General features: G+C 70.1%; 19 protein-coding genes. 10 read left to right on the top strand and 9 right to left on the bottom strand.

The features are described from left to right. Positions 1-51 precede the first annotated feature (51 nt). Positions 52-1,389 (top strand): MFS transporter, encoded by a 1,338-nt coding sequence (locus ACGFI6_RS31500; protein ID WP_393124990.1) that lies wholly within the window; start codon positions 52-54, stop codon positions 1,387-1,389. After that, positions 1,386-1,913, top strand: coding sequence for a chloramphenicol phosphotransferase CPT (gene cpt, locus ACGFI6_RS31505; RefSeq protein ID WP_393124992.1), 528 nt, complete (start codon positions 1,386-1,388; stop codon positions 1,911-1,913). The genes ACGFI6_RS31500 and cpt overlap by 4 nt, the downstream gene beginning before the upstream one ends. Here cpt and ACGFI6_RS31510 read toward each other — a convergent pair. Then, entirely contained in the window at positions 1,898-2,503 is a 606-nt protein-coding gene (locus ACGFI6_RS31510) for a TetR/AcrR family transcriptional regulator (protein WP_393124994.1), read from the bottom strand. The genes cpt and ACGFI6_RS31510 overlap by 16 nt on opposite strands. A gap of 61 nt (positions 2,504-2,564) precedes the next feature. On the opposite strand from ACGFI6_RS31510, the gene ACGFI6_RS31515 reads away from it, so the two are divergent. Both ACGFI6_RS31515 and ACGFI6_RS31520 read left to right on the top strand, forming a co-directional pair. Beyond that, positions 2,565-3,569, top strand: a complete 1,005-nt coding sequence (locus tag ACGFI6_RS31515) for a hypothetical protein (protein WP_393124996.1) — start codon at positions 2,565-2,567, stop codon at positions 3,567-3,569. A 22-nt stretch (positions 3,570-3,591) separates the two neighbouring features. Further along, positions 3,592-4,176, top strand: coding sequence for a TetR/AcrR family transcriptional regulator (locus ACGFI6_RS31520; protein WP_393124999.1), 585 nt, complete (start codon positions 3,592-3,594; stop codon positions 4,174-4,176). Here the strand turns inward: ACGFI6_RS31520 and ACGFI6_RS31525 are convergent. Then, complete coding sequence (locus tag ACGFI6_RS31525; RefSeq protein ID WP_393125001.1) at positions 4,163-5,260, bottom strand: aldo/keto reductase; 1,098 nt, start codon at positions 5,258-5,260, stop codon at positions 4,163-4,165. The two genes, ACGFI6_RS31520 and ACGFI6_RS31525, sit on opposite strands and share 14 nt — an antisense overlap. Before the next feature lie 73 nt (positions 5,261-5,333). Here ACGFI6_RS31525 and ACGFI6_RS31530 point away from each other — a divergent pair, with 73 nt between their 5' ends. Beyond that, on the top strand, positions 5,334-7,271 hold the full coding sequence (locus tag ACGFI6_RS31530; RefSeq protein ID WP_393125003.1) for a GMC family oxidoreductase: 1,938 nt from the start codon (positions 5,334-5,336) through the stop codon (positions 7,269-7,271). Here the strand turns inward: ACGFI6_RS31530 and ACGFI6_RS31535 are convergent. Both ACGFI6_RS31535 and ACGFI6_RS31540 read right to left on the bottom strand, forming a co-directional pair. Next, on the bottom strand, positions 7,268-7,777 hold the full coding sequence (locus tag ACGFI6_RS31535) for a VOC family protein (protein ID WP_393125005.1): 510 nt from the start codon (positions 7,775-7,777) through the stop codon (positions 7,268-7,270). The genes ACGFI6_RS31530 and ACGFI6_RS31535 overlap by 4 nt on opposite strands. Before the next feature lie 33 nt (positions 7,778-7,810). Continuing rightward, positions 7,811-8,497, bottom strand: a complete 687-nt coding sequence (locus ACGFI6_RS31540) for a LysR family substrate-binding domain-containing protein (RefSeq protein ID WP_393125007.1) — start codon at positions 8,495-8,497, stop codon at positions 7,811-7,813. Between the two features lie 33 nt (positions 8,498-8,530). Here ACGFI6_RS31540 and ACGFI6_RS31545 point away from each other — a divergent pair, with 33 nt between their 5' ends. After that, on the top strand, positions 8,531-8,911 hold the full coding sequence (locus ACGFI6_RS31545) for a DUF5997 family protein (protein WP_393125009.1): 381 nt from the start codon (positions 8,531-8,533) through the stop codon (positions 8,909-8,911). Between the two features lie 67 nt (positions 8,912-8,978). Next, positions 8,979-9,686: a hypothetical protein gene (locus ACGFI6_RS31550; RefSeq protein ID WP_393125011.1), complete on the top strand. Its 708-nt coding sequence runs from the start codon at positions 8,979-8,981 to the stop codon at positions 9,684-9,686. On the opposite strand, the gene ACGFI6_RS31555 is transcribed toward ACGFI6_RS31550, so the two are convergent. Next, positions 9,667-10,824 (bottom strand): pyridoxal phosphate-dependent aminotransferase, encoded by a 1,158-nt coding sequence (locus ACGFI6_RS31555; protein ID WP_393125013.1) that lies wholly within the window; start codon positions 10,822-10,824, stop codon positions 9,667-9,669. The two genes, ACGFI6_RS31550 and ACGFI6_RS31555, sit on opposite strands and share 20 nt — an antisense overlap. Positions 10,825-10,856: 32 nt before the next feature. On the opposite strand from ACGFI6_RS31555, the gene ACGFI6_RS31560 reads away from it, so the two are divergent. Beyond that, positions 10,857-11,732 carry an NAD-dependent epimerase/dehydratase family protein gene (locus ACGFI6_RS31560; RefSeq protein ID WP_393125015.1) on the top strand — a complete coding sequence of 292 codons (876 nt, stop codon included), beginning with the start codon at positions 10,857-10,859 and terminating at the stop codon, positions 11,730-11,732. Here ACGFI6_RS31560 and ACGFI6_RS31565 read toward each other — a convergent pair. Beyond that, positions 11,675-13,054 carry an FAD-binding oxidoreductase gene (locus tag ACGFI6_RS31565; RefSeq protein ID WP_393125017.1) on the bottom strand — a complete coding sequence of 460 codons (1,380 nt, stop codon included), beginning with the start codon at positions 13,052-13,054 and terminating at the stop codon, positions 11,675-11,677. The two genes, ACGFI6_RS31560 and ACGFI6_RS31565, sit on opposite strands and share 58 nt — an antisense overlap. Positions 13,055-13,248: 194 nt before the next feature. Between ACGFI6_RS31565 and ACGFI6_RS31570 the strand changes: the two genes are divergently transcribed. Together ACGFI6_RS31570 and ACGFI6_RS31575 are read left to right on the top strand one after the other, a co-directional pair. After that, complete coding sequence (locus ACGFI6_RS31570; protein ID WP_393125019.1) at positions 13,249-18,747, top strand: carboxyl transferase domain-containing protein; 5,499 nt, start codon at positions 13,249-13,251, stop codon at positions 18,745-18,747. A 21-nt stretch (positions 18,748-18,768) separates the two neighbouring features. Then, positions 18,769-20,895: a transglycosylase domain-containing protein gene (locus ACGFI6_RS31575; RefSeq protein WP_393125021.1), complete on the top strand. Its 2,127-nt coding sequence runs from the start codon at positions 18,769-18,771 to the stop codon at positions 20,893-20,895. A gap of 3 nt (positions 20,896-20,898) precedes the next feature. Here ACGFI6_RS31575 and ACGFI6_RS31580 read toward each other — a convergent pair whose 3' ends face one another. The 3 genes from ACGFI6_RS31580 to ACGFI6_RS31590 form a co-directional block, all read right to left on the bottom strand. Then, positions 20,899-21,234: a hypothetical protein gene (locus ACGFI6_RS31580; protein WP_393125023.1), complete on the bottom strand. Its 336-nt coding sequence runs from the start codon at positions 21,232-21,234 to the stop codon at positions 20,899-20,901. Positions 21,235-21,316: 82 nt separating this feature from the next. Further along, complete coding sequence (gene infA, locus ACGFI6_RS31585; protein ID WP_393125025.1) at positions 21,317-21,541, bottom strand: translation initiation factor IF-1; 225 nt, start codon at positions 21,539-21,541, stop codon at positions 21,317-21,319. Between the two features lie 2 nt (positions 21,542-21,543). Then, entirely contained in the window at positions 21,544-22,329 is a 786-nt protein-coding gene (locus ACGFI6_RS31590; protein WP_393125027.1) for a GNAT family N-acetyltransferase, read from the bottom strand. Between the last annotated feature and the right edge of the window lie 87 nt (positions 22,330-22,416).

Below are 22,416 nucleotides of genomic sequence, written 5' to 3' on the forward strand. Positions count from 1 at the left end.
AGCTAGGACTGTGCATGTCCAGCCGCCGGCCTCGGCTCCGACGTACCGGGCATGACAGCCGAACGGGTACTGCGCACCTATCTCACGCTCGTCGTGGTGTCGACGGGGGCGTCCTCGATGATCTGGGGCATCAACACGGTGTTCCTGCTGGACGCCGGGCTGAGTATCGGGAAGACGTTCGCGGCGAACGCGTTCTTCACCGTCGGGATGGTGCTGTTCGAGGTGCCGACCGGGGTGGTCGCGGACACCGTCGGCCGCCGGGCGTCGTACCTGCTGGGGACGGCGACCCTGATCGGTACGACACTGCTCTACCTGCTGCTCTGGCGGATGCACGCGCCGTTCGTGTGGTGGGCGGTGGTGTCGGCGCTGCTCGGTCTCGGGTTCACGTTCTTCAGCGGTGCGACCGAGGCGTGGCTGGTGGACGGGCTGCACGCGACCGGGTACCGCGGGTCGCTGGACGACGCGTTCGCGAAGGGGCAGGTGGCGAACGGCGTCGCAATGATGGCCGGCTCGATCGGCGGCGGCGTCCTCGCCCAGTTCACGAACCTCGGGATGCCGTACGTCGCTCGTGCGGTCTTGCTGACGGCCACGTTCGTCGTGGCTTGGCGATCGATGCGGGACATCGGGTTCACGCCGAAGCCGCGAGGGTCGGTACGGGGCGAGTTGACCGGCATCGTGCGGGCATCGCTCCAGTACGGGCTGCTGAACCGACGGGTGCGCTGGGTGATGCTCGCCGGCCCGTTCACCGCCGGAGTCAGCGTCTACGGCTTCTACGCCGCCCAGCCCTACCTGCTCCAGCTCTACGGCCACACCAACGCCTACGCCGTAGCCGGCCTCTCCGCCGGCATAATCGCCGCCGCCCAAATCGCCGGCGGCACCACCTCCCCCCACCTGACCCGCCTGTTCCACTCTGCCCGACCGCGAGAGCGCACCCCGCTCCCGACCTCGGAGCGCGGCTTCACCCCCCACCCCGCCCCGGAGCGAAGCGGAGGGGCGGAACCTCGGATCCGGATGCTGATCGGCACCGTCCTGGTGTCCGCGGTCATGATCGCAGCGCTCGGCCTGGTGTCGTCGTTCTGGATGGCTGTGGTGTTGTTGATGGTTTGGGGGTCGATGTTCGCCGCGATGTCGCCCGTCCGCCAGGCGTACCTGAACAGCCACATCCCGTCCGAACAGCGCGCGACCGTCCTGTCCTTCGACAACCTGCTCGGCTCCGCCGGCGGCGTTGTCCTGCAGCCAACCCTCGGCCGTACGGCGGACGCCTGGGGCTACGGACCGGCGTACCTGATCTCCGCCGTCATCCAGCTGCTGGCGGTCCCGTTCCTCAGCCTGACACGCCCTAAATCCCTCGATGCCACCGTTGAAAAACCTCTAGCCTTGCGGGCGTGACGGCGCGACTGATGATCATCAACGGCGGCTCGAGCTCCGGGAAGACCGGGATCGTGCGCTGCCTGCAGGCGCTGCTGCCGGAGCCGTGGCTCGGGTTCAGCGTGGACGATTTCGTGGCCGCGCTGCCGGCGGTGATGGACGGCGGCATCGAGTTCGGGCCGGACGGCGAGGTCTCGGTCGGCCCGGCGTTCCGCGCACTCGACGCGGCCTGGATCGCCGGCGTCGTCGCGATGTGCCGCGCCGGCGGGCGGGTGATCGTCGACGACGTGTTCCTCGGCGGCGCCTCCTCGCAGCAGCGCTGGCGTGACGCGGCCGGTGACGTCGAGACCGTGTTCGTGGGCGTCCACTGCGACCCGGCGGTGGCCGCCGGCCGCGAGCTGGCCCGCGGTGATCGCGCGCGGGGGATGGCCGAGCAGCAGGCGTACGTCGTCCACGAGGGCGTCACGTACGACGTCGAGATCGACAGCGCCCACACCGAGTCCGTCGAGTGCGCGCGAGCGATCGTCGACTACCTGAAGAGCTGATCCACCGCCGCCAGGGCGCTGATGATCCGGGCGCGGTGATCCGCCGCGACGACCTCCGCATCCTCGCCGTCCAGGATCCGGCGTACCGCCTCGAGATGGACGACGCGGTAGGCGGCAACAGTCAGCGCGGCAGTCAGCCGCGGATCCGGTACGCCGGTGTGCTCCATCGCCGCGGCGATCGCCTGCTCGATCACCTCGAGGAGTTCCCGGGCCCGGGACTGCAACGCCCGCGACTCCGCGATCACCTCCCAGAACCGGCTGAAGTGCCCCCGCATCGTCGACAGCGGATGACCCTCGTCGGCGAGCCTGACGAGCAGGTCCGACAGCGCGATGACCGCGGACGTCCCCGGCTCCCGATCGTTGACTGCACCAACGACCAGAGCCTCCGCCTCGGGATAGCGATCGAAGAGCAGATCCTCCTTGCGCGGGAAGTGCGCGAACACCGTCGGCCGCGCCACGTCCGCCGCCTCCGCGACCTCGGACACCGACACGGCGTCGAACCCACGCTCGAGGAACAGCCCGGTCGCGACGTCCGAGATCCGCGCCCGGACCTCGGCCTTCTTCCGCTCGCGACGACCCTGGTGCTCCACGCGCTAACCATACTGGATAAAAAGATGTACCGAGTATGGTTTGAGTTGTAGAGTGCCGACCATGGTCTCTATCGGGGTGAACTACGACACGGGCTTCGTGTACGGCGGCCGCAACACCCGTCGGCGCTTCGACGCCGACGCGGTCCGCAACGACCTGGCGGTGATCGCCGGCCGGCTGCACGCTCCGGCGGTCCGGATCGTCGGTGACGACCTGGACCGGATGGCGCTCGCCACCGAGGCGGCGCTCGCGACCGGGCTCGACGTCTGGTTCTCGCCGATGCCGATCGACCTGGAGCCGGCCGGGTTCATCGCGTACCTCACGGACTGTGCCGCACGGGCCGAGACCTTGCGGCGGGCCAGTGCCTCCGGTGAGGTCGTGATGGTGCTCGGGTGTGAGTTGTCGCTGTTCTGCAAGGGTTTCGTACCGGGCGAGACCTCGCAGGAACGGATCGCGGCGATGTCGGATCCGGCGACCTGGACCGATCCGGCCAAGCTCGCCGTGCTGCAGGCCGGGTTCGCGCGCTGGGCCGATGTCCAGCAGGAGCTGACCGACGCCGCCCGGAGGGTGTTCTCCGGCCGGATCACCTACGCGGCCGGGATGTGGGAGGACGTGAACTGGGACCTCTTCGACATCGTCGCCGTCGACGCGTACCGGGACGCGCAGAACGCGGCTACCTTCGGCGAGGAACTGGCGTCGCGGTCCAAGTGGGGCAAGCCGGTGGTGGCGACCGAGTTCGGTTGCTGCACGTACCGGGGTGCCGCCGACCGGGGCGGGATCGGCTGGTCGATCGTCGACACGACGGCGGACCCGCCGGTGATCACCGGCGCTCCCGAGCGACGGGAGGAGGAACAAGTGGAGTATCTGATCGACCTGGTCGAGGAGTTCGACCGGATCAACCTCGCGGCCGCCTTCTGGTTCAGCTTCGCCGGCTTCGAGCTGCCGCACCGCCCCGACGACCCGGAGCACGACCTGGATCTGGCGGCGTACGGTCTGGTGGCCGTCGACGACGACGGGAACTGGCAGCCGAAGCAGGTCTTCGGCAAGCTCGCCGAGCTGAACAGCTGAACCAGCGGGTACATTTGACCGCGTGCTGACAGCGAAGGGTGCGGCGACGCGGGACCGGATCGTAGCGGCCGCCGCGGCCGAGATCCGCGAGCGCGGGATCAGTGCGGTGAAGCTCGACGACATCGGCCACCGCAGCCGGACCGGGAAGAGCCAGCTCTTCCACTACTTCCCGGACGGGAAGGAGCAGCTCCTGCTCGCGGTCGCCGAGCGCGAGGCCGCGCAGGTGCTCGTCGACCAGGAGCCGCACCTCGGGCAGCTCACCACGTGGGACGCGTGGCGCGAGTGGCGGGACGCCGTCGTCGAGAAGTACCGGCGGCAGGGCGTGAACTGTCCGCTCGGCGTACTGATCACCGAGATCGGCCGCCACACCCCGGCCGCGCAGGCGGTGACCGGCCAGCTGCTCGCGCAATGGCAGCACCGGCTCCAGCTCGGGATCGAGGAGATGCAGGCCACGGGCGAGATCCGTACGGATGTGGATCCCGCCCGCGCCTCGGCCGCTCTGGTCGCCGCGATCCAGGGTGGGGTCGCGATCCTGATGTCGTCGGGCTCCGCGACCCATCTGGAGTACGCGCTCGACCTGTGCCTGGACTACCTCAGCGCCAGTTGACGACCGGTGGCCGGTAGCCGGCCGGCTTGTCGGAGACCTTCGCGCCGGTGCTGACCATCCAGCCCTGGTACTCGGGCGTGAACATCCGGTACACCGACGTCGGCGGTACGGCGCTCGCCTCGTCGAGGACCGTGCGCAGCTCGGCCGGCAGTTCGAAGTCGAGCGCCGCGATGCTCGACTCGAGCTGGGCCGGGTTGCTGGCGCCGACGATCGCGGACGCGATACCCGGCTGCGTCGCCGCCCAGTTCACCGCGACCTGCGCCATCGCCACGCCGAGCTTTTCCGCCACGTCCCGGACCGTGGGCAGCAGGTCCCACTGCCGGTCGGTCCAGCTCTGCCCGGCCGCGCCGGCGCCGGTCAGCCGCCCGTCCCCGGACATCGTCTTCGTCTCGTCCCGCTGGTACTTCCCGGTCAGGAAGCCGGCGCCGAGCGGGCTCCACGCCGTGACCCCGAGCCCGAGCTGCTGCGCCATCGGCACATGCTCGGTCTCGATCCCGCGGTCGATCAGCGAGTACGGCAGTTGCAGGCTCACCATCGGCGTCAGCGCGTGCGCGTCGGCCAGCGTCTGCGCGCGAGCCGCGTACCAGGCGGGGACGTCGGACAGCCCGGCGTACCGGATCTTGCCGGCCCGGGCGAGATCGTCGAGGGTCCGCAGTACTTCGTCGACCGGGGTGAGGCGGTCCCAGGTGTGCAGCAGGAACAGGTCGACGTAGTCGGTGCCGAGCCGGCGCAGCGAGTCGTCGAGGGCGCGGATCAGGTGCTTGCGGCTGTTGCCGCCGGCGTTCGGATCGCCGCTGTCGACGCTGTTGGTCGCCTTGGTGGTGAGCACCATCCGCTCCCGGACGCCGGCCTCGGCGATCAGCCGGCCGACGATCCGTTCGCTCTCACCCGCGGTGTAGAAGTCGGCGGTGTCGATGAAGTTGCCGCCGGCCTCGAGATAGGCCCGGAAGATCGCCCGCGCCTCGTCCTCGGTCTTGCCGTACGGTGCGTGGAATCCGTCCTGCCCGAAGTTCATGGTGCCCAGCGCGAGCCGGCTGACGCGCAGTCCGGAACGCCCGAGCAGGTAATAGTCGTCGAGTGCCATGACCACAGCGTTGCTCGCAAAAAATGGACCAGCAAGTACAAATTGTGCGACTGCGATGTGGAAGGATTCCGGCGTGCGCTTGTCTGAACAGCAGCGGAGTGAGCTGGAGCGGTTGGCGGCGGCTGTGGTGCCGGGGGAGGAGTGGCACCGTGCGGCCACCGGGTTTGTCGAACGGGTGCTGAGCGAGGATCGGCCGGACTGGACCGATCGGGTCTCGCGGGCGCTGGCGGATCCGGACGATGCGGACCGGCCCTGGCTGGTCAGGTTGATCGCCCAGGGCTACTACGCGGAGCCGGCGACCTGGGCGTCGGTGGGGTGGCGGACGGGGGAGTTCGCCACTGTGCAGACCGAGCTGCAGCTGACGCCGCGCGAGGCGTTGGCGGACCGGTACGACTGTGTGGTCATCGGATCCGGGGCCGGTGGAGGTACGACGGCCCAGGTGCTCGCGGAGTCGGGTCGGTCGGTGCTGGTCGTCGAGCTGGGCAGCTACCCGTCGACGGGGATGCTCGCACACGACCACCTCCGGAACCCACGGTCGGTGCTCGGGCTGCCGGCGCCGACCGATCCGGATCCCGCCGGGCGGCCGCGGGTCTCGATCGCGAACGGCGTCCGCCGTCAGGTGCTGCCGCCCGACGGCGGCTGGGGCAACAATGCGTTCACGGTCGGCGGTGGGACCCGGGTGTACGGCGCGCAGGCGTGGCGCTTCGTCCCGCAGGACTTCCGGATGGCCACGACGTACGGCGTACCGGAAGGCAGTTCGCTCGCCGACTGGCCCATCACCTACGACGACCTGGAGCCGTACTACTCGCTCGCCGAACAGCGCTTCGGGGTGAGCGGTGGCGGGAAGGACCCGTGGCACGAGCCGCGGTCGATCCCGCTGCCGATGCCGCCGCTGCCGCGCACCGGGCCGGCGCAGTTGCTGGCGGGTGCCGCGGACCGGTTGGGCTGGGGCACCCTCGACGTACCGCTGCTGATCAACTCGGTCGACTACCAAGGGCGGTCGGGGTGCGTGCGGTGTGGGCAGTGTGTCGGGTTCGCCTGCCCGGTCGACGCGAAGTCGGGCACGCACAACACCGCCTTGCCCGCCGCGCTCGCGACCGGCAACTGCACGCTCGTCACCGAGACGACCGCCGAGCGACTCGTCACGGACGCGTCCGGTCGCGTCGTCGGCGTCGCACTCGTCGCCGAGAACTGGCGGCAGACGGTCCTCTGCGACGAGGTTGTCGTGGCTGCGGGTGCTTCGGAGACACCGCGCCTGTTGCTGAACAGCGCCCACGACGGCGAGCCGCAAGGGATCGGCAACAACCAGGACCAGGTCGGCCGGCACCTGCAGGCGCATGTGTACGCCAGTGCGGTCGGGCTGTTCGAGGACGAGGTGAGCGATCTGGCCGGGCCCGGGGTGTCGATCGCGACCTGCGACTTCCGGCACGGGAACGACGGGATCGTCGGCGGCGGGATGCTCGCCAACGAGTTCGTCCCGACCCCCGCGTCGACGTACGACTATCTGACCGCGGCCGGGCTGATCCCGGCGGCCGGTGTGGAGAGCAAGGACGGGATGCGGCACGCGGTGCCGCGGATGCTGCGGGTGGTCGGACCGATCCAGGAGATGACGTCGGCGGAGTCCCGCGTCCGCGTCGATCCGTCCGTCGTCGACCGGTTCGGGAACCCGGTGGTGGTGACGAGCGGCTCGCTCCATCCCGAGGACGCCCGCGCGCAGCGGTTCATGAGCGCCAAGGCGAAGGTGTGGCTCGAGGAGGCCGGTGCGGTCCGGACGGCCGTCGGTGAGCTCGGGAGTCTGGGACAGCCGAGCACCGGGCAGCACCAGGCCGGGACCTGCCGGATGGGCGACGACCCGGCCCGTTCGGTCACCGATCCGCACGGCCGTGTCTGGGGCCACGACAACGTGTGGATCGCCGACGCCTCCGTACACGTCACCAACGGCGGGGTGAACCCAGTGCTGACCGTCCTGGCAACCGCACTACGGACAGCTGAGGGGATTGTGCGGCGTTAGCGCGAGATCCCCACTCCGCTGCGGGCCTCGGCGCCGTACTTCGCCAGTTCGGCGGGGAGGTCGAGGCGGGCGATGCCGTTCTTGTTCCGGTCGGCGTCGGTGAGCAGGTCGGCCGGGATGATCCAGACGATCTCGAACTCGAGGCCGTCGGGGTCCTTGCCGTACAGGGACTTCGTGGTGCCGTGGTCGGACGCGCCGACCAGTGCGCCGGCGCCGCTGAGCTTGCCGGCCAGGTCCTCGAGGTCGCCGAGCGTGTCGACCTCCCACGCAAGGTGGTAGAGGCCGACAGTCGTCCGCCCGGCACCGGACGGCGCCGCCGCGGAGCCGATCTGGAACAGGCCGAGGTCGTGGTCGTTGGTCGACCCGGGCGCGCGCAGGAACGCCGCGCCGGGAATGACGTCGCCGGTCTCGGTGTAGCCGAAGCCGAGGACGTCTCGGTAGAACGCGACGCTCGCCGCGACGTCGCGTACGTACAGCACCGCGTGATTCAACCGGAAGATCGCCATACCCACGATAGTAGTTGAAAGCTCAATCGATTTCTAGCGGCGGCGTTTCGGTTTCTTCTGCGGCGTCCGCTTGGGCGCAGATTTGGGGCCGGCTTTGGGGGTGGGCTCGGGGCGCTGTCTGGCCGCGGCGGGGCCGCGGGTGCTGTTGACCGTGCGGCCGCGGACGATGCCGATCAGGTGCTCGACGAGCTCGCCGGCCCCGTCCTCGGACCAGCTGAGCGCGACCTGCGACTCCGGTACGCCGGTCAGCGGGCGGTACGTGAGGTCCTTGCGATGGTGCAGCCGGGCCAGCGACTGCGGGACCACGAGCAGCCCGGTGCCCATGGCAACCAATTCGACGGCGTCGGCGGTGCGCGGGGGACGGTCCTCGATCAGCCGGCCGGGGGGACGCTCCCAGTCGAGCACGTCGTCCTGCGGGTGCAGCATCAGCTCGTCGGCGAGGTCGTCGGTGGCGACCTCCTCGGCGGCCGTGATCACGTGGTCCTTCGGAACCACGACGACGGTCTGTTCGACGTACAGCGGGATCGCGTGCAGCCCGGTGCGGTCGATCGGCAGCCGGAGCAGGACCGCGTCCAGCTCGGCACGCCGGACCAGCTCGGGCGCCTGGGCGGCCGTGACCTGGATCAGCTCGAGCGGGACCCGGGGGAGTCGCTCACCCCAGATCCGGACCCACTTGGCGGGCGTCACGCCGGGGACGTAGCCCAGCCGGAATCCGGTCACGATGCTGAGGTTACAGGGCGTTACGCTGCTCCTATGACGCCGCGCAAGTCCACGCAGAAGAGCATGCAGACCATGAAGCCCGCCACGGCGGCGAAGAAGCTGGACGTGTACCTGCCGGCCACCCCGGCGGAGTTCCAGGAAGGCGTCGTGTCCCGCGAGGAGCTGAACGTGCTCCAGGCCGACCCGCCGGAGTGGCTCCGCGACCTGCGGCGCAACGGTCCGCACCCGCGGTCCGTGGTCGCCGCCCGGCTCGGCGTCTCGATCAGCGGCCTGGCCCGGGCCGGCGTCATGGAGGCGCTCACCACCGACGAGATCGACGAGATCCGGACCGACAACCCGGACTGGCTCGAGCGCGAACGCGCCACCCAGGCCGAGGTTCGCCGGCAGGCAGCCGACCAGAAGCAGCAGAAGTAGGGCCGGTCGCGGATCCAACGGGCCGGAGGTAGCGTCTCACTCCCACAGCAACCAGGGGGTGGGGACAATGCAGATCATCGAGAACAGCATTGTGGGGACGCGGTCGGCCGTGCTGCGGCTGACCAAGCCCGGCGGTGGGCCGGCGATCGTGATCTTCCCGATGCTGCACGTCGCCGAGCCGCAGTTCTACCGGGACGTGGAGGCGCGGCTGCGGGAGTGCGGCCTGCTCGTCGTCGAGGGGATCCACGGCGACTCCACGCCGGTCGTCGAGGGCCTGACGATGACGTACCGCGTGATGCCGGTCAACGAGGAGTCGGGGCTGATCGAGGACGACATTCCGTACGGTGACCTCGGCGTACCGTTCCTGACGCCGGACATGTCTGCCGAAGAGGTCCAGGAAGGCGTCCAGGAGTTGCCCTGGAAGATGCGCGCGGCGATGTGGGCGTCGGTCCCGGTGGCGTCGGTGAGCAACTTCATCGCGGGCCGTCGCGCACTGCTCTCGCCGCAGATCGAGGTCAACGACCTTCCTACCCGGGAGGAGGAGTTGCTCCCCGATGAGTGGGACCGGTTCTTCGACCTGTTGCTCGACCGCCGGGACGATCTAGCGGTCGCCGCGGTGGCGGAGGTGGTGCGGGACCGGCCGGACGACGACATCGACATCGCGGTCGTGTACGGGGCCAGGCACGTGCCCGGCATCCTGCGCGGCGTCTACCGGCTCGGGTACCGCGTGGTGAGCGCGGACTGGCTGATGGCGGTCAGCGCACCAGTGTCGTGAACGCGTCGAGGGCCCGGCGGATGTTCTCGACCGAGTTGGCGTACGAGAAGCGCAGGTGGCCCTCGCCGTACTCGCCGAAGGACGTACCGGGCAGGCAGGCGACGCCGGCCTCGTCCAGCAGCCGGTCGGACAGCGTCGCGGCCGGTACGCCGAGCTCGGTGATGTTCGGGAACGCGTAGAACGCGCCGCCGGGCTCGACGCACGAGACTCCCGGTACGGCGTTCAGCCCGGAGACGATCACGTCGCGCCGTTCGCGGAACGCCTCGCGCATCCGGTCGACGTCGTCCCAGGGCCCTTCGAGTGCGGCGATCGCGGCGTACTGGCTGAACGCCGACGTACAGGACACGGAGTTGATCATCAGCCGCGTCACCGGCTCCACCAGCGGCTCCGGGAAGACGCCGAAGCCGAGCCGCCAGCCGGTCATCGCGAACGTCTTCGACCAGCCGTCGAGCAGGACGGTCCGCTCGGCCATGCCGTCGAGGTCGAGCACGCTGTGGTGCGCGCCGTCGTACCGCAGCGCCCAGTACACCTCGTCGCTCAGCACCACCAGGTCGTGCTCGATCGCGATCTCGGCGATCGCCTGCAGCTGCTCCGGGGTGGACGCGCTGCCGCACGGATTGTGCGGCGAGTTGAGGATCAGCAGCTTGGTCCGGTCGGTGACCAGCGAGCGCAGCTCGTCCGGGTCGACGACGAAGCCGTTCTCCTCGCGCAGCGGGACCGGGACCGGCGTCGCGCCGGCGAAGGACGCGATCGACGCGTACATCGGGAACCCCGGGTCCGGGTAGAGGACCTCGTCGCCCTCCTCGCAGAGCGCGAGGATCGTGAAGAACATGATCGGCTTGGCGCCCGGTGTGATCAGCACGCGGTCGGGCGTCGTCCGCAGCCGGCCGCTGCGGTCCAGGAAGTCCGCGACCGCGCCCCGTAGCTCGGGGATGCCCGGCGCCGGTACGTAGTGCGTCATGCCCTTGTCCAGCGCCTGCTGCGCGGCGGCGATCACGTGCGGCGGGGTGTCGAAGTCCGGTTCGCCGATCTCCAGGTGCACGATCTCTCGCCCCTGGGCCTCGAGTGCCTTCGCCTTCGCGAGCACCTCGAACGCCGACTCGGTCCCCAATCGGTCCATCCGCTGAGCAAGTCTCACGGGCCCCAGCCTATGTCTGCGAGGATTGCTACGTGGCACGGGTAGCGGTTACCGGAAGCAGTGGCAAGCTCGGCAGGGCCGTCGTCGATCATCTGGCGGACCACGGCTGGGACGTGGTCGCCCTCGATCAGGCGCCGCCCGCCAGGGCCGGCGTGACGTCGACGCGGCTGGATCTGACCGATTTCGGTCAGACCTACGAGGCGATCGCGGGGATCGACGACCGGCATGACGGCGTCGACGCGGTTGTGCATCTCGCCGCGATCCCGGCGCCAGGTCTGCGGCCGAACGCGGCGACCTTCGACAACAACATCAACGCCACGTACAACGTGTTCTCGGCCGCGTTGCGGGCCGGCGTCCGGAACATCGTGTGGGCGTCCAGCGAGACGGTGCTGGGCCTGCCGTTCGACGAGTTCCCGCCGTACGTGCCGGTCGACGAGGAGTACCCGCCGCGGCCGAACAGCACCTACTCGCTGGTGAAGACGCTCGAGGAGGAGCTGGCGCGCCAGCTGTGCCGCTGGCACCCGGACCTGAAGATGATCGGGTTGCGGTTCTCGAACGTGATGTACCCCGAGGACTACGCCCGGTTCCCGGCGTTCGACGCGGACGCGCAGGCACGGAAGTGGAACCTCTGGGGGTACATCGACGCCCGTGACGGCGCGCAGGCCGTCCGCAAGGCGCTCGAGTACGACGTGACCGGGACGGACGTCTTCATCGTCGCGAACGCCGACACCGTGATGTCCCGGCCGAACGAGGAGTTGCTCGCCGAGGTGTTCCCCGGCGTACCGGTGAAGCGGCCCTTCGGTCCGAACGAGACGCTGCTGTCGATCGAGAAGGCGCGCCGCCTGCTCGGTTACGAACCCGAGTTCTCCTGGCGGGGCCCGAACGGGAACAGCCTGTCCGGGTCGTAGGCCGCCCGTATGTCGGTCAGCCGCGCGAAGGTCTCGGCCGGCCAGGACGCCTCGTACGACCCGGGCAGCGCGAAGCCGCCGGCGAAGTTCACCGAGGTCTCGGTGCACACCCAGGGCCCGAGCTTCGCCAGCACGCCGTCGACCGTTGCCGGAAGCACCTTTTCGAACAGGTTCGGGTCCGGTACGCCGATCATCGTCAGCGTGCACGCCCCGCTGCGGCCGCCGACCGCCGAGCCCTCGGGTACGTCGCGTTCGGTCGCGCCGCCGAGATGCCGGATCTCGACCGCGATGAGCGGGACCTGCTGCTCCGGGCCGACCACATCGAGGAAGGTCGTGACGAACTCGGCGTCCAGTTCGTCGAGCAGCATCCCGCGGTCCCAGGACGGCGTCGGGTCCTTCGGGTCGTTGTGGATCAGCGCGATGTCGCCGGCCGGCATCTCGCCGACGGCGTCGATCAGCGCGGTCCCGGCCTCGCGGATCGGCCGGAACAGGCGCTGGCCCTGCACCGCGTCGCCGACGTACGCGAACCGGACGCTCAGCACGGTCTTGCCGCGCAGCGGTTCCGGGATGAACTCCAGCGGCGGCAGCCGGAGGATCACCACCGACGAGTTCGCGGCCTCGGGCAGCGTCTTCGTCCAGCCGGCCCAGGTACCGAAGACCGCGGCGATGTGCTCCGCGTCGAAGAACACCGAGCCGCCGTACAGCGTGCCGAGCTCGACAAGCCCGAAGTCCATCGCGGTGACGATGCCGAACCCGCCCTTGCCGCCGCGCAACGCCCAGAACAGGTCGGGGTTCTCGGTGGTGCTGGCGGTCAGCAGCTCGCCGGAGCCGGTCACGATCCGGAAGCTGCGCGCCCAGTCGGACGAGAAGCCGTACGTACGAGCCAACGGCCCGAGGCCGCCGCCGAGCGTGTAGCCGATACAACCGACCACGTCGGACGCGCCGGTGACCGGCGCCAGCCCGTGCGGCGCCGCGGCCGCGACGACCTCGGCCCAGCGACTGCCCGCGGCGATGTGCGCGACCTGTGCCTCGGCGTCCACGCTGACACCGGTCATCCGGGTCGTGGTCACAACGATCCCGCCCTGCATCGGGTTCGGGATGCCGTGGCCGGTGGCCAGTACGCGAACGGGCGTACCGGTCTCGGCCGCTGCCCGCACCACTGCCACCGCGTCGTCCTCGGACGTCAGCCCGACCACGACGTCCGGCGTGTGCGTCACCGCCAGGTTGAACCCGGACAGCTCCTCGGCGTACCCCTCGTCACCCGGGGTCAGTACAGGTCCGGCAACTTCGCTGCGTAGCCGGGTGATCAGTTCCTCAGTCATGTGTTTCCCCTCCTGCCGGGCAGTGTTTCGCACCGCTGGGGTCACGTCATAGCAGGGGTCGAAACACGCCTGAAGAGGGGGCCGACTCGACGGTAACGGCCATTGACTGAAAACCTGTGCCAGCGACACCTGTCTCCTGCGATCCAGGGGAGAGGTCTGTCCGCAAAGCTCAGGGTGAGACACGGAGGCGGTCGATGTTCAAGCGTATCGCAATAGTGAACCGGGGTGAAGCCGCGATGCGGCTCATCAACGCGGTCCGCGAAGTCAACGCCGAGGGCGGTGACCCCATCGAGACCGTCGCCTTGTTCACCGAAGGCGAGCGCACCGCAACCTTCGTGCGGGCCGCGGACCTCACGTACCCGCTCGGCCCGGCGTCGGCGCGGCCGTACCTGGACCTGGAGGTCCTCGAGCGCGCGCTCCGCGAGACCGGGGCGGACGCCGCCTGGGTCGGCTGGGGCTTCGTCGCCGAGGACCCGGCGTTCGCGGCGTTGTGTGACCGGATCGGCGTGACCTTCATCGGCCCGTCGGCCGACGCGATGCGCAAGCTCGGCGACAAGATCGGCTCGAAGCTGATCGCCGAGGAGGTCGGCGTCCCGGTCGCCCCGTGGAGCCGGGGCGCGGTCGAGTCGCTGGAGGCTGCGCTCGAGGCGGCCGACCGGATCGGCTACCCGTTGATGCTCAAGGCAACGGCCGGCGGCGGTGGCCGCGGCATCCGGGTCGTCCGTTCGGCGGACGAGCTCTCCGACGCCTACGCCCGGACCAGCGAGGAGGCGGCCCGCGCGTTCGGCAGCGGCATCGTGTTCCTGGAGCGTCTCGTCACCGGCGCGCGGCATGTCGAGGTCCAGGTGATCGCGGACGGCCAGGGCACGGCGTGGGCGCTCGGCGTCCGGGACTGCTCGGTGCAGCGCCGCAACCAGAAGGTGATCGAGGAGTCGGCGTCGCCGCTGCTGTCCGGGTCCCAGGTCGACGACCTGAAGGCGTCGGCCGAGCGGCTCGCGATCGCGGTCGGCTACCGCGGCGCGGCGACGGTCGAGTTCCTGTACCACCCGGGCGAGAAGTCGTTCGCGTTCCTCGAGGTGAACACCCGGCTGCAGGTCGAGCACCCGATCACCGAGCTGACCACCGGGTTCGACCTGGTCAAGGCCCAGCTGCACGTCGCCGACGGGGGCCGGCTGGAGGGTCCGAAGCCGGTCGAGAGCGGGCATGCGGTCGAGGCGCGCCTGAATGCCGAGGACCCGGACCGCGACTTCGCGCCGTCGCCCGGCCGGATCGCGGTCCTGGATCTGCCGGCCGGTCCCGGCATCCGGGTCGACACCGGGGTGAGCGCGGGCGACAGCATCCCGGCGGACTTCGACTCGATGATCGCGAAGATCATCGGGTACGGCCGGACCCGCGAGGAGGCGCTGGCGCGGCTGCGGCGCGCGATGCAGTCCACGACCGTACTGATCGAGGGCGGCGCGACCAACAAGAGCTTCATCCTCGAACTGCTCGACCAGCCCGAGGTGATCGACGGCAGCGCCGACACCGGCTGGATCGACCGGGTCCGCGGCGAGGGCCGCCTGGTCTCGCACCGGCATTCGGGCATCGCGCTGGTCGCGGCCGCGATCGAGGGGTACGAGGACGCCGAGCAGGTCGAGCGCATCCGGCTGTACGAGACCGCGCACGGCGGCCGACCGCAGGTGCAGCACGAGGTCGGTCGTGCGATCGACCTGAAGCTGCGCGGCGCGAGCTACCAGGTGACCGTGGCGCGGATCGGGCCGGAGCGGTTCCGGGTCGGTGTCGGCAACGGGCAGCTGAAGATCGTGGACGCCGAGCTGGAGCGTCTGGACGAGTACACGAGCCGCCTGGTCGTCGGCGGGCAGCGGTTCCGCCTGGTGACCGCGACGCACGGCCCGGTGCATCTGGTCGAGGTCGACGGCGTCACTCACCGCGTGAGTCGCGACGAGGGCGGCGTACTGCGTTCTCCCGCGCCGGCGCTGGTGGTGGCGACTCCCGTGCAGGCGGGCGCCGAGGTGGAGGCCGGTGCGCCGGTCCTGGTGCTCGAGAGCATGAAGATGGAGACGGTGCTGTACGCGCCGTTCAAGGCGACCGTGAAGGAGCTGCAGGTCTCGACCGGCAGCCAGGTGGAGACCGGTGCGCCGCTGCTCCGGCTCGAGCCGGTGGCCGACGACGCCGCTGCCGAGGAAGCTGCGCCGGTGCATCACGGCGTGCAGCTCGATCTACCGAACGGTACTGGGGAGAAGTCTGCCGCCGAACGGGTGGAGCGCGGGCTGGACAACCTGCGGAGCATGCTGCTCGGGTTCGACATCGACCCGCAGGACGAGGGCGGCATGCTCGCCGACTACCTGACTGCGCGGGCCGAGCTCGCTGCGCAGTCCGGGCCGCCGGTGGCCGCCGAGATCGAGCTGCTGACGGTGTTCGCGGACTTCGCCGAGCTGAGCCGGAACCGGCCGGCCGGCGCGGACACCTCGATCGAGAACCGGGTGCACAGCCCGCGCGAGTACTTCTACACGTACCTGCAGAGCCTCGACCCGGACCGTGGCGCGCTGCCGGCCGAGTTCCAGTCCCGGTTGACCCGGGTGCTGAGCCACTACGGCGTGACCGGACTGGAGCGGAGCCCCGAGCTGGAGGAGGCGGTCTTCCGGATTTTCCTGGCACAGCAGCGCTCGACTCCCGACGTACTGATCGTGACGTCCGTGCTGCAGCGGTGGATCGCCGAGCCGCTGCCGCTGGACGAGTCCGTGCACGACCTCCTGGACCGGCTGGTGCCTGCCACACAGCTGCGATTCCCGGTGGTGGGCGACCTGGCGCGGAGCGTCCGGTTCCGCTGGTTCGACCAGCCGCAGGTGGACGCCGAGCGGGCGTCGATCATCGCGGGCGTCGGCGACGAGGTGGCCGACCTGGCCGAGCACCCGGACGCGCCGAACCGGCAGCAGCGGATCGACGCGCTGGCCGCGATCCCGGAGCCGATCGTCCGGTTCCTCGCCCAGCGGCTGGAGGGCGGCTGGGGCGAGCGCGAGCCGATGCTCGAGGTGCTCGTCCGGCGGCACTACCGCGAGTACGAGCTGCACGACCTGCGGGCGTTCGCCGTCGACGGGCGGCCGTTCGCGACCGCCGACTACACGATCGACGACCGCCCGAGCCACCTGGTCACGACGGTCGGCACGGTCGCCGAGCTGGCCGATCCCGACAGCGGGCTGACCCGGGCGCTGACCGCACAGGTCGACTCCCGGACGGCGGGCCACGAGGCCGTCGTCGAGCTGTACCTGTACGGCCCCGACCTGCCGGAATCGCAGCAGGACGCGTCCGACCTGTACCGCCGGATGGTCGCGGACCTGCCGATCGCCCAGCGGGTCCGGCGGATCTCGGTCGCGGTCGCTTCGGGACAGGGCCATGCGGTCTCGTACTTCACCTACCGCCCGGTGGGCGGCTCGATGACCGAGGACGACAACGTCCGCGGTGTACACCCGATGGTCGGCCGCCGGCTGAACCTGTGGCGGCTGCGCGACTTCCGCATCACCCGCCTGGACGCGCCCGACGACGTGCTCCTGTACTACTGCGTCGCCCGCGAGAACGAGGCCGACCGGCGGCTGGTCGCGCTGGCCCAGGTCCGTCAGTTCGCGGTCGCCCGCGACGAGGACGGCCAGGTCACGGCGCTGCCGCACGCCGAGCGCGCCATCGCCAACTGCCTGGAGGCGATCCGCCGGGCCCGTACGGCACGCGGCGCGGCCGGCGCGAAGCTCGACATGAACCACGTCTGGGTGCAGATCTGGCCCGTGGTCGAGGCTCAGGTCGACGAGGTCACCGCGCTGCAGCGCAACATCGCACCGATGACCGCCGGCGCCGGGATCGAGGAGGTCCTGGTGCAGGGCCGGGTCGCCGGCCCGGACGGCACCACCAACCCGGTGACGGCGCGGTTCTACTACCAGCACGGCGCGGGTGTCGTGACGTCGGTGGAGCAGCCGCCGACCGGGCGGCTGCTGCCGCTCGACGACTACGCGCAGAAGGTCCAGCGGTCCCGGCGGCGGAACACGATCTACCCGTACGAGGTCAGCGGCATGGTCGCCGGCCAGGGCGGATCGTTCGTCGAGCACGACCTGGACGACACCGGCAACCTGGTCCCGGTCGAGCGGGCCAAGGGCCTGAACAAGGCCGGCCTGATCGTCGGCATCGTCACGACGCCCACCGAGCGCTACCCCGAGGGCGTCACCCGGGTCGCGATGAGCGGGGACCCGACCAAGGCCCTCGGCGCGGTCGCCGAGGCGGAGTGCTCGCGGATCATCGCCGCCCTGGACCTGGCCGAGCGGCTGCGGATCCCGGTCGAGTGGTACTCGCTGTCCGCCGGCGCCCGGATCTCGATGGACTCCGGCACCGAGAACATGGACTGGGTCGCGAAGGCGCTGAAGCGGATCGTCGAGTTCACCCAGGACGGCGGTGAGATCAACGTCGTGGTCGCGGGCATCAACGTCGGCGCGCAGCCGTACTGGAACGCCGAGGCGACGATGCTGATGCACACCAAGGGGATCCTGGTGATGACGCCGGACAGCGCGATGGTGCTGACCGGCAAGCAGACGCTGGACTTCTCCGGCAGCGTGTCGGCCGAGGACAACTTCGGCATCGGCGGGTACGACCGGGTGATGGGGCCGAACGGTCAGGCGCAGTACTGGGCGCCGGACCTGAAGGGCGCCCGCGACGTCTTGATGACGCACTACGACCACACGTACGTGGCGCCGGGGGAGCAGCGGCCCCGGCGGGCGTCGACCACGGACCCGATCGACCGCGACGTCACGCCGTACCCGCACGACGTCGCCGGGAGCGACTTCAAGACGGTCGGCGAGATCTTCTCGTCCGCGACCAACCCGGACCGGAAGAAGGCGTTCGACATCCGCACGCTGATGCGGGCCGTCACCGACCAGGACCACCCGGTGCTGGAGCGCTGGGCCGGGATGGCCGACGCCGACACGGCCGTCGTCCAGGACGCGCGGCTCGGTGGCTTCGGGGTCTGCCTGGTCGGGATCGAGTCCCGGTCGGTGCCGCGCCGCGGCTTCCCGCCCACCGACGGGCCGGACACCTACACCGCGGGCACGCTGTTCCCGCGGTCGTCGAAGAAGGTTGCGCGGGCGATCAACTCGGCCAGCGGGAACCGGCCGCTGGTGGTGCTGGCGAACCTGTCCGGCTTCGACGGCTCGCCGGACTCGATGCGGAACCTGCAGCTCGAGTACGGCGCCGAGATCGGCCGCGCGATGGTGAACTTCCGCGGCCCGATCGTGTTCTGCGTGGTCTCCCGGTACCACGGTGGCGCGTTCGTGGTGTTCTCGAAGTCGCTGAACCCGTCGATGACCGTGCTTGCGGTCGAGGGCTCGTTCGCCTCGGTGCTCGGCGGCGCGCCGGCCGCGGCGGTGGTCTTCGCGGGCGAGGTCGACGCGCGGACGGCCGCGGATCCACGGGTCGCGTCGCTGGCCGAGCGGGTCGGCGAGGCGTCCGGAGCGGAGCGGGCCGCTCTGGCCACCGAGCTCGCCGACGTGCGGACCGTCGTCCGGGCCGAGAAGCTCGGTGAGGTGGCGACCGAGTTCGACCGGGTGCACAGCATCGAGCGGGCCCGCGAGGTCGGATCGGTCGACGAGGTCATCAGTGCAAGGCAATTGCGGCCAAAGTTGATCGAGGCAATCAATTCCGGGGTACCCGGAGTTTGATCCCTCCTCTACCCTGGAAGCATGCGTGCCGACAGGGGCGGTCGCAATTGGGCTCGGTCGTTGATCATGTTCATCGGCGTGAGCGCGCTGTCGGGTGCGCTGGCGGCGGGACTCGCGATCCCGTTCGCCGGCTTCGCCGGACAGGGCGCGGCGCAGGTCGCTTCGACCGTGGAGAGTCTGCCGCGGGAGTTCGAGAGCGACGCGCCGGCCGTCCGGAGCCGGATCCTGTCCGCGGACGGCACGCTGCTCGCCACGCTCTACGAGCAGAACCGGGTGCCGGTGCCGCTGAGTGCGGTCAGCCCGATCATGCGCAAGGCGATCATCGCGATCGAGGACTCCCGTTTCTACGACCACGGGGCGCTCGACCTGAAGGGCACGCTGCGCGCGATGGTGCGCAACAGCAGCGGCGGTGAGGTGCAGCAGGGCGGGTCCAGCATCACCCAGCAGTACGTGAAGATGAGCCTGGTCGAGAAGGCGAAGAACGCGGCCGAGCGGGCGAAGGCGACCGAGGTCTCGTACGAGCGCAAGCTCACCGAGCTGCGGTACGCGATCGCGGTCGAGAGCGAGTTCTCCAAGGACGAGATCCTCGAGCGCTACCTGAACCTGGCGAACTTCGGCGACGGTTCGTACGGCATCCAGACCGCCGCGCAGCACTACTTCCGGACCACCGCCGACAAGCTCACGCTGCCACAGGCCGCACTGCTCGCCGGGCTGGTGAAGAATCCGTCGGGCTACGACCCGACCAACGACCTGGCCCGTTCCCGGGCGCGCCGCGACGTGGTGATCAAGCGCATGCTCGAGCTCGGCGTGATCACCGTCGGCCAGGCGAACCAGGCACTCCGGACGCCGGCGATCGACCTGTCGAAGGTCGAGCCGGTGCCGAACGGCTGCGCGAACTCGCGGTACCCGTTCTACTGCGACTACGTGGTCTCCAAGCTGCTCGAGAACCCGGCGCTCGGCAAGACCCCCAAGGACCGCGACCACTACCTGAAGACCGGCGGCCTGCTGATCCGGACCTCGATCGACCCGAAGCTCCAGGCGGCGGCGCAGGCCTCGATCGACAAGCACAGCAAGCGCACCGACACCGCGATCGCCGCGATCACGATCGTCGAGCCGGGCACCGGCCTGGTGAAGGCGATGGTGCAGAGCCGTCCGTACGGCAACGGGCGCAACCACACGAACTACAACTACAACGTCGAGAAGTCGTACGCCGGCGGGTACGGCGGGTTCCAGAACGGCTCGACGATGAAGGCGTTCACGATCGCGGCCGCGCTGGCCAAGGGCATCCCGATGGACTACCGGATCAACTCGCCGGAGCAGATCGACCTGAGCAACAAGAAGTTCCGCACCTGCAGCGGATGGACGCGCGATCCGACGTACCGGCCGAAGAACTCGACCCGCAGCGGTGACCTGACCATGGTCGAAGCCGCGCGGTACTCGACCAACACCTACTTCCTGCAGCTGTCCCAGCGCACCGGACTGTGCTCGATCGCGAAGATCGCGGCCAAGCTCGGGATGTACAACGCACAGACCGGCAAGCCGCTCGACCAGGTGATCTCGATGACGCTCGGCGTCGGGTACGTGACGCCGCTGATGCTGTCGAACGCGTACGCGACGTTCGCGGCGCGCGGGAAGTACTGCCGGCCGCTGGTGGTCACCTCGGTGCGGGACAAGGCCGGGCGGCCGGTGCCCGGGCCCGGGTTCGACTGCAAGCAGGCGATCCCGCGGGCGGTCGCGGACGGCGTGAACCGGGTGCTGAGCCAGGTGATGATGCCGGGCGGCACCGGTGGCCACCTGCGGTTCGGCACCCGGGACATGGGCGGCAAGACCGGCACGATCCAGGACAACCTGGCGGTCTGGTTCGCCGGCTACACGCCGAACCTGGCCGCGGCGGCGGTGGTCGCGGACGCGAACCTGCCGTACACGAACCTGATGTACCGCCACACGCTGGACGGCCGGGACATCTCCGACCCGACCGGCTCCGGCACCGCCGGCCCGCTCTGGGAGAGCGCCATGCAGGGTGCCCTGCGCGGCCTCCCGGTCGAACGCTTCGTGGCGCCGCCGAAGAAGATGATCGGCGACCCGAACGCGAAGCCGGCCAAGCCGGACAAGAAGAACCCCAAGCCCAAACCCAAGCCTGGGCGGTAGCTCCTAGAGCGGGCGGAGGTCCGCTCCCGAAACCCAGGTGATCTCACCGTCGGAGTCCCGGAAGCGGCCCAGCCACTCGCCGTTGTGCCGGATCCAGACGTCCAGCTTGCCGGTCGACCAGACCGCCCGCTGCACCTGCTGACTGGGGTCGACCCGGCGGACGGCCTCCGCCGCCCGCGGGCCGTGTGCGTCGTACTGCACATCGAGGTCGGAGGCGAGCTCGCGGGCCCGCCCCTCGTCGTCGATCCCTGTTGCACGCCACCCGTTGACCGCACCGTCCCAGACGCCGAACCTGTTGGATCCGTCGTCGGACGGGCGAACCGTGAACCGACCAAGCATGTTTTCAGATTACCGCTACTTCGAACACATGTTCTAGTCTTGATCGAGGCAGGAGGTGTGTGCGATGAGTGACAATCCGGGCTCAGCTCCGGTAGCGGAAGACGATCCGCCCCCGGTCCAGGTCGTAGGGGCTGAGCTCCACCAGGACGCGGTCCTCGGGGAGGATCTTGATGTAGTTCTTCCGGATCTTCCCGCTGATGTGCGCGAGGACCCGGTGGCCGTTGCTGAGTTCGACCCGGAAGTTCGCGTTCCGGAGGCACTCGACGACGGTGCCCTCCATCTCGAGACCGCCTGCTTTTCTGGGCATGGTCAGCCCCTTTCCGGTCGGCTGACCAGTTCGAGGGTGCGGCCCGTGCGCTGGGCGCCGAGCTGTTCGAGGAGTGCGGTCGCGGCGGTGTTGGTCTCGTCGACCTCCGCCGTGACGGCTTCGGTGCCGGCGCGGTGCAGTTCGTTCAGGACCTGGCTCAGCAGGGCCCGGGCGATCCCTTGGCGTCGCTCCTCGGTCAGTACGGCGACGAGCCCGATCCGCGGGCGCCGGGTCCTGGTCGCCACGCGGACCATCCCGACGTACCGGCCGTCCCTGATCGCCACTGTGCACTTCGACGGGTCGAGCGGCCGCGTCCCGCCCTGCCAGGGCAGGACCTCCGCGGGCATCGTGTGCCAGCCGACGGTCGCCTCGACCTCGGCGCGGATCGCCTGGTCCAGTGCGCGCAGCGGCGCCTCGTTGGCAGTGGTGATGGTGATGCCGGCGGGTAGCTTCGCCGGGTCGTGTCCGGTGGGGACGACGAATTCGGATTCACGACGCCAGATCGTGAGCCCAGCGCGTTCCCAGCCGGCGGTGAGTTCGTGGTCGGTCTCGTCGACCACGGTGTACTGCGGGTCCGGCTGATTGGCCAGCATCACGGCGGCGAGCCGGTCGAAGACGGCGTCCTGCCAGGTGTCGATGCTGAGGAAGGTCCGGCCGTCGAGCCGCCGCGCCGCGTACCCGCGGCCGACGGTCAGGTCGTTCTGCACCGCATGCCACTGGTTGCCGGCGACCTGCGAGATCGTCACCGGCCGTGGATCCAGGCCAGGACGGAAGGGCAAAGGGTTCATAGGTGTGTCCTTTCGAGAGTCTGCTCGAGGCGCTCCCGACGACACCTACGTCAATCGCCCGCCCGTGACCCGAGGGAGGGAGCACCC

The sequence above is a fragment of the Kribbella sp. NPDC048928 genome, from assembly GCF_043197975.1.
GTDB lineage: Bacteria > Actinomycetota > Actinomycetes > Propionibacteriales > Kribbellaceae > Kribbella.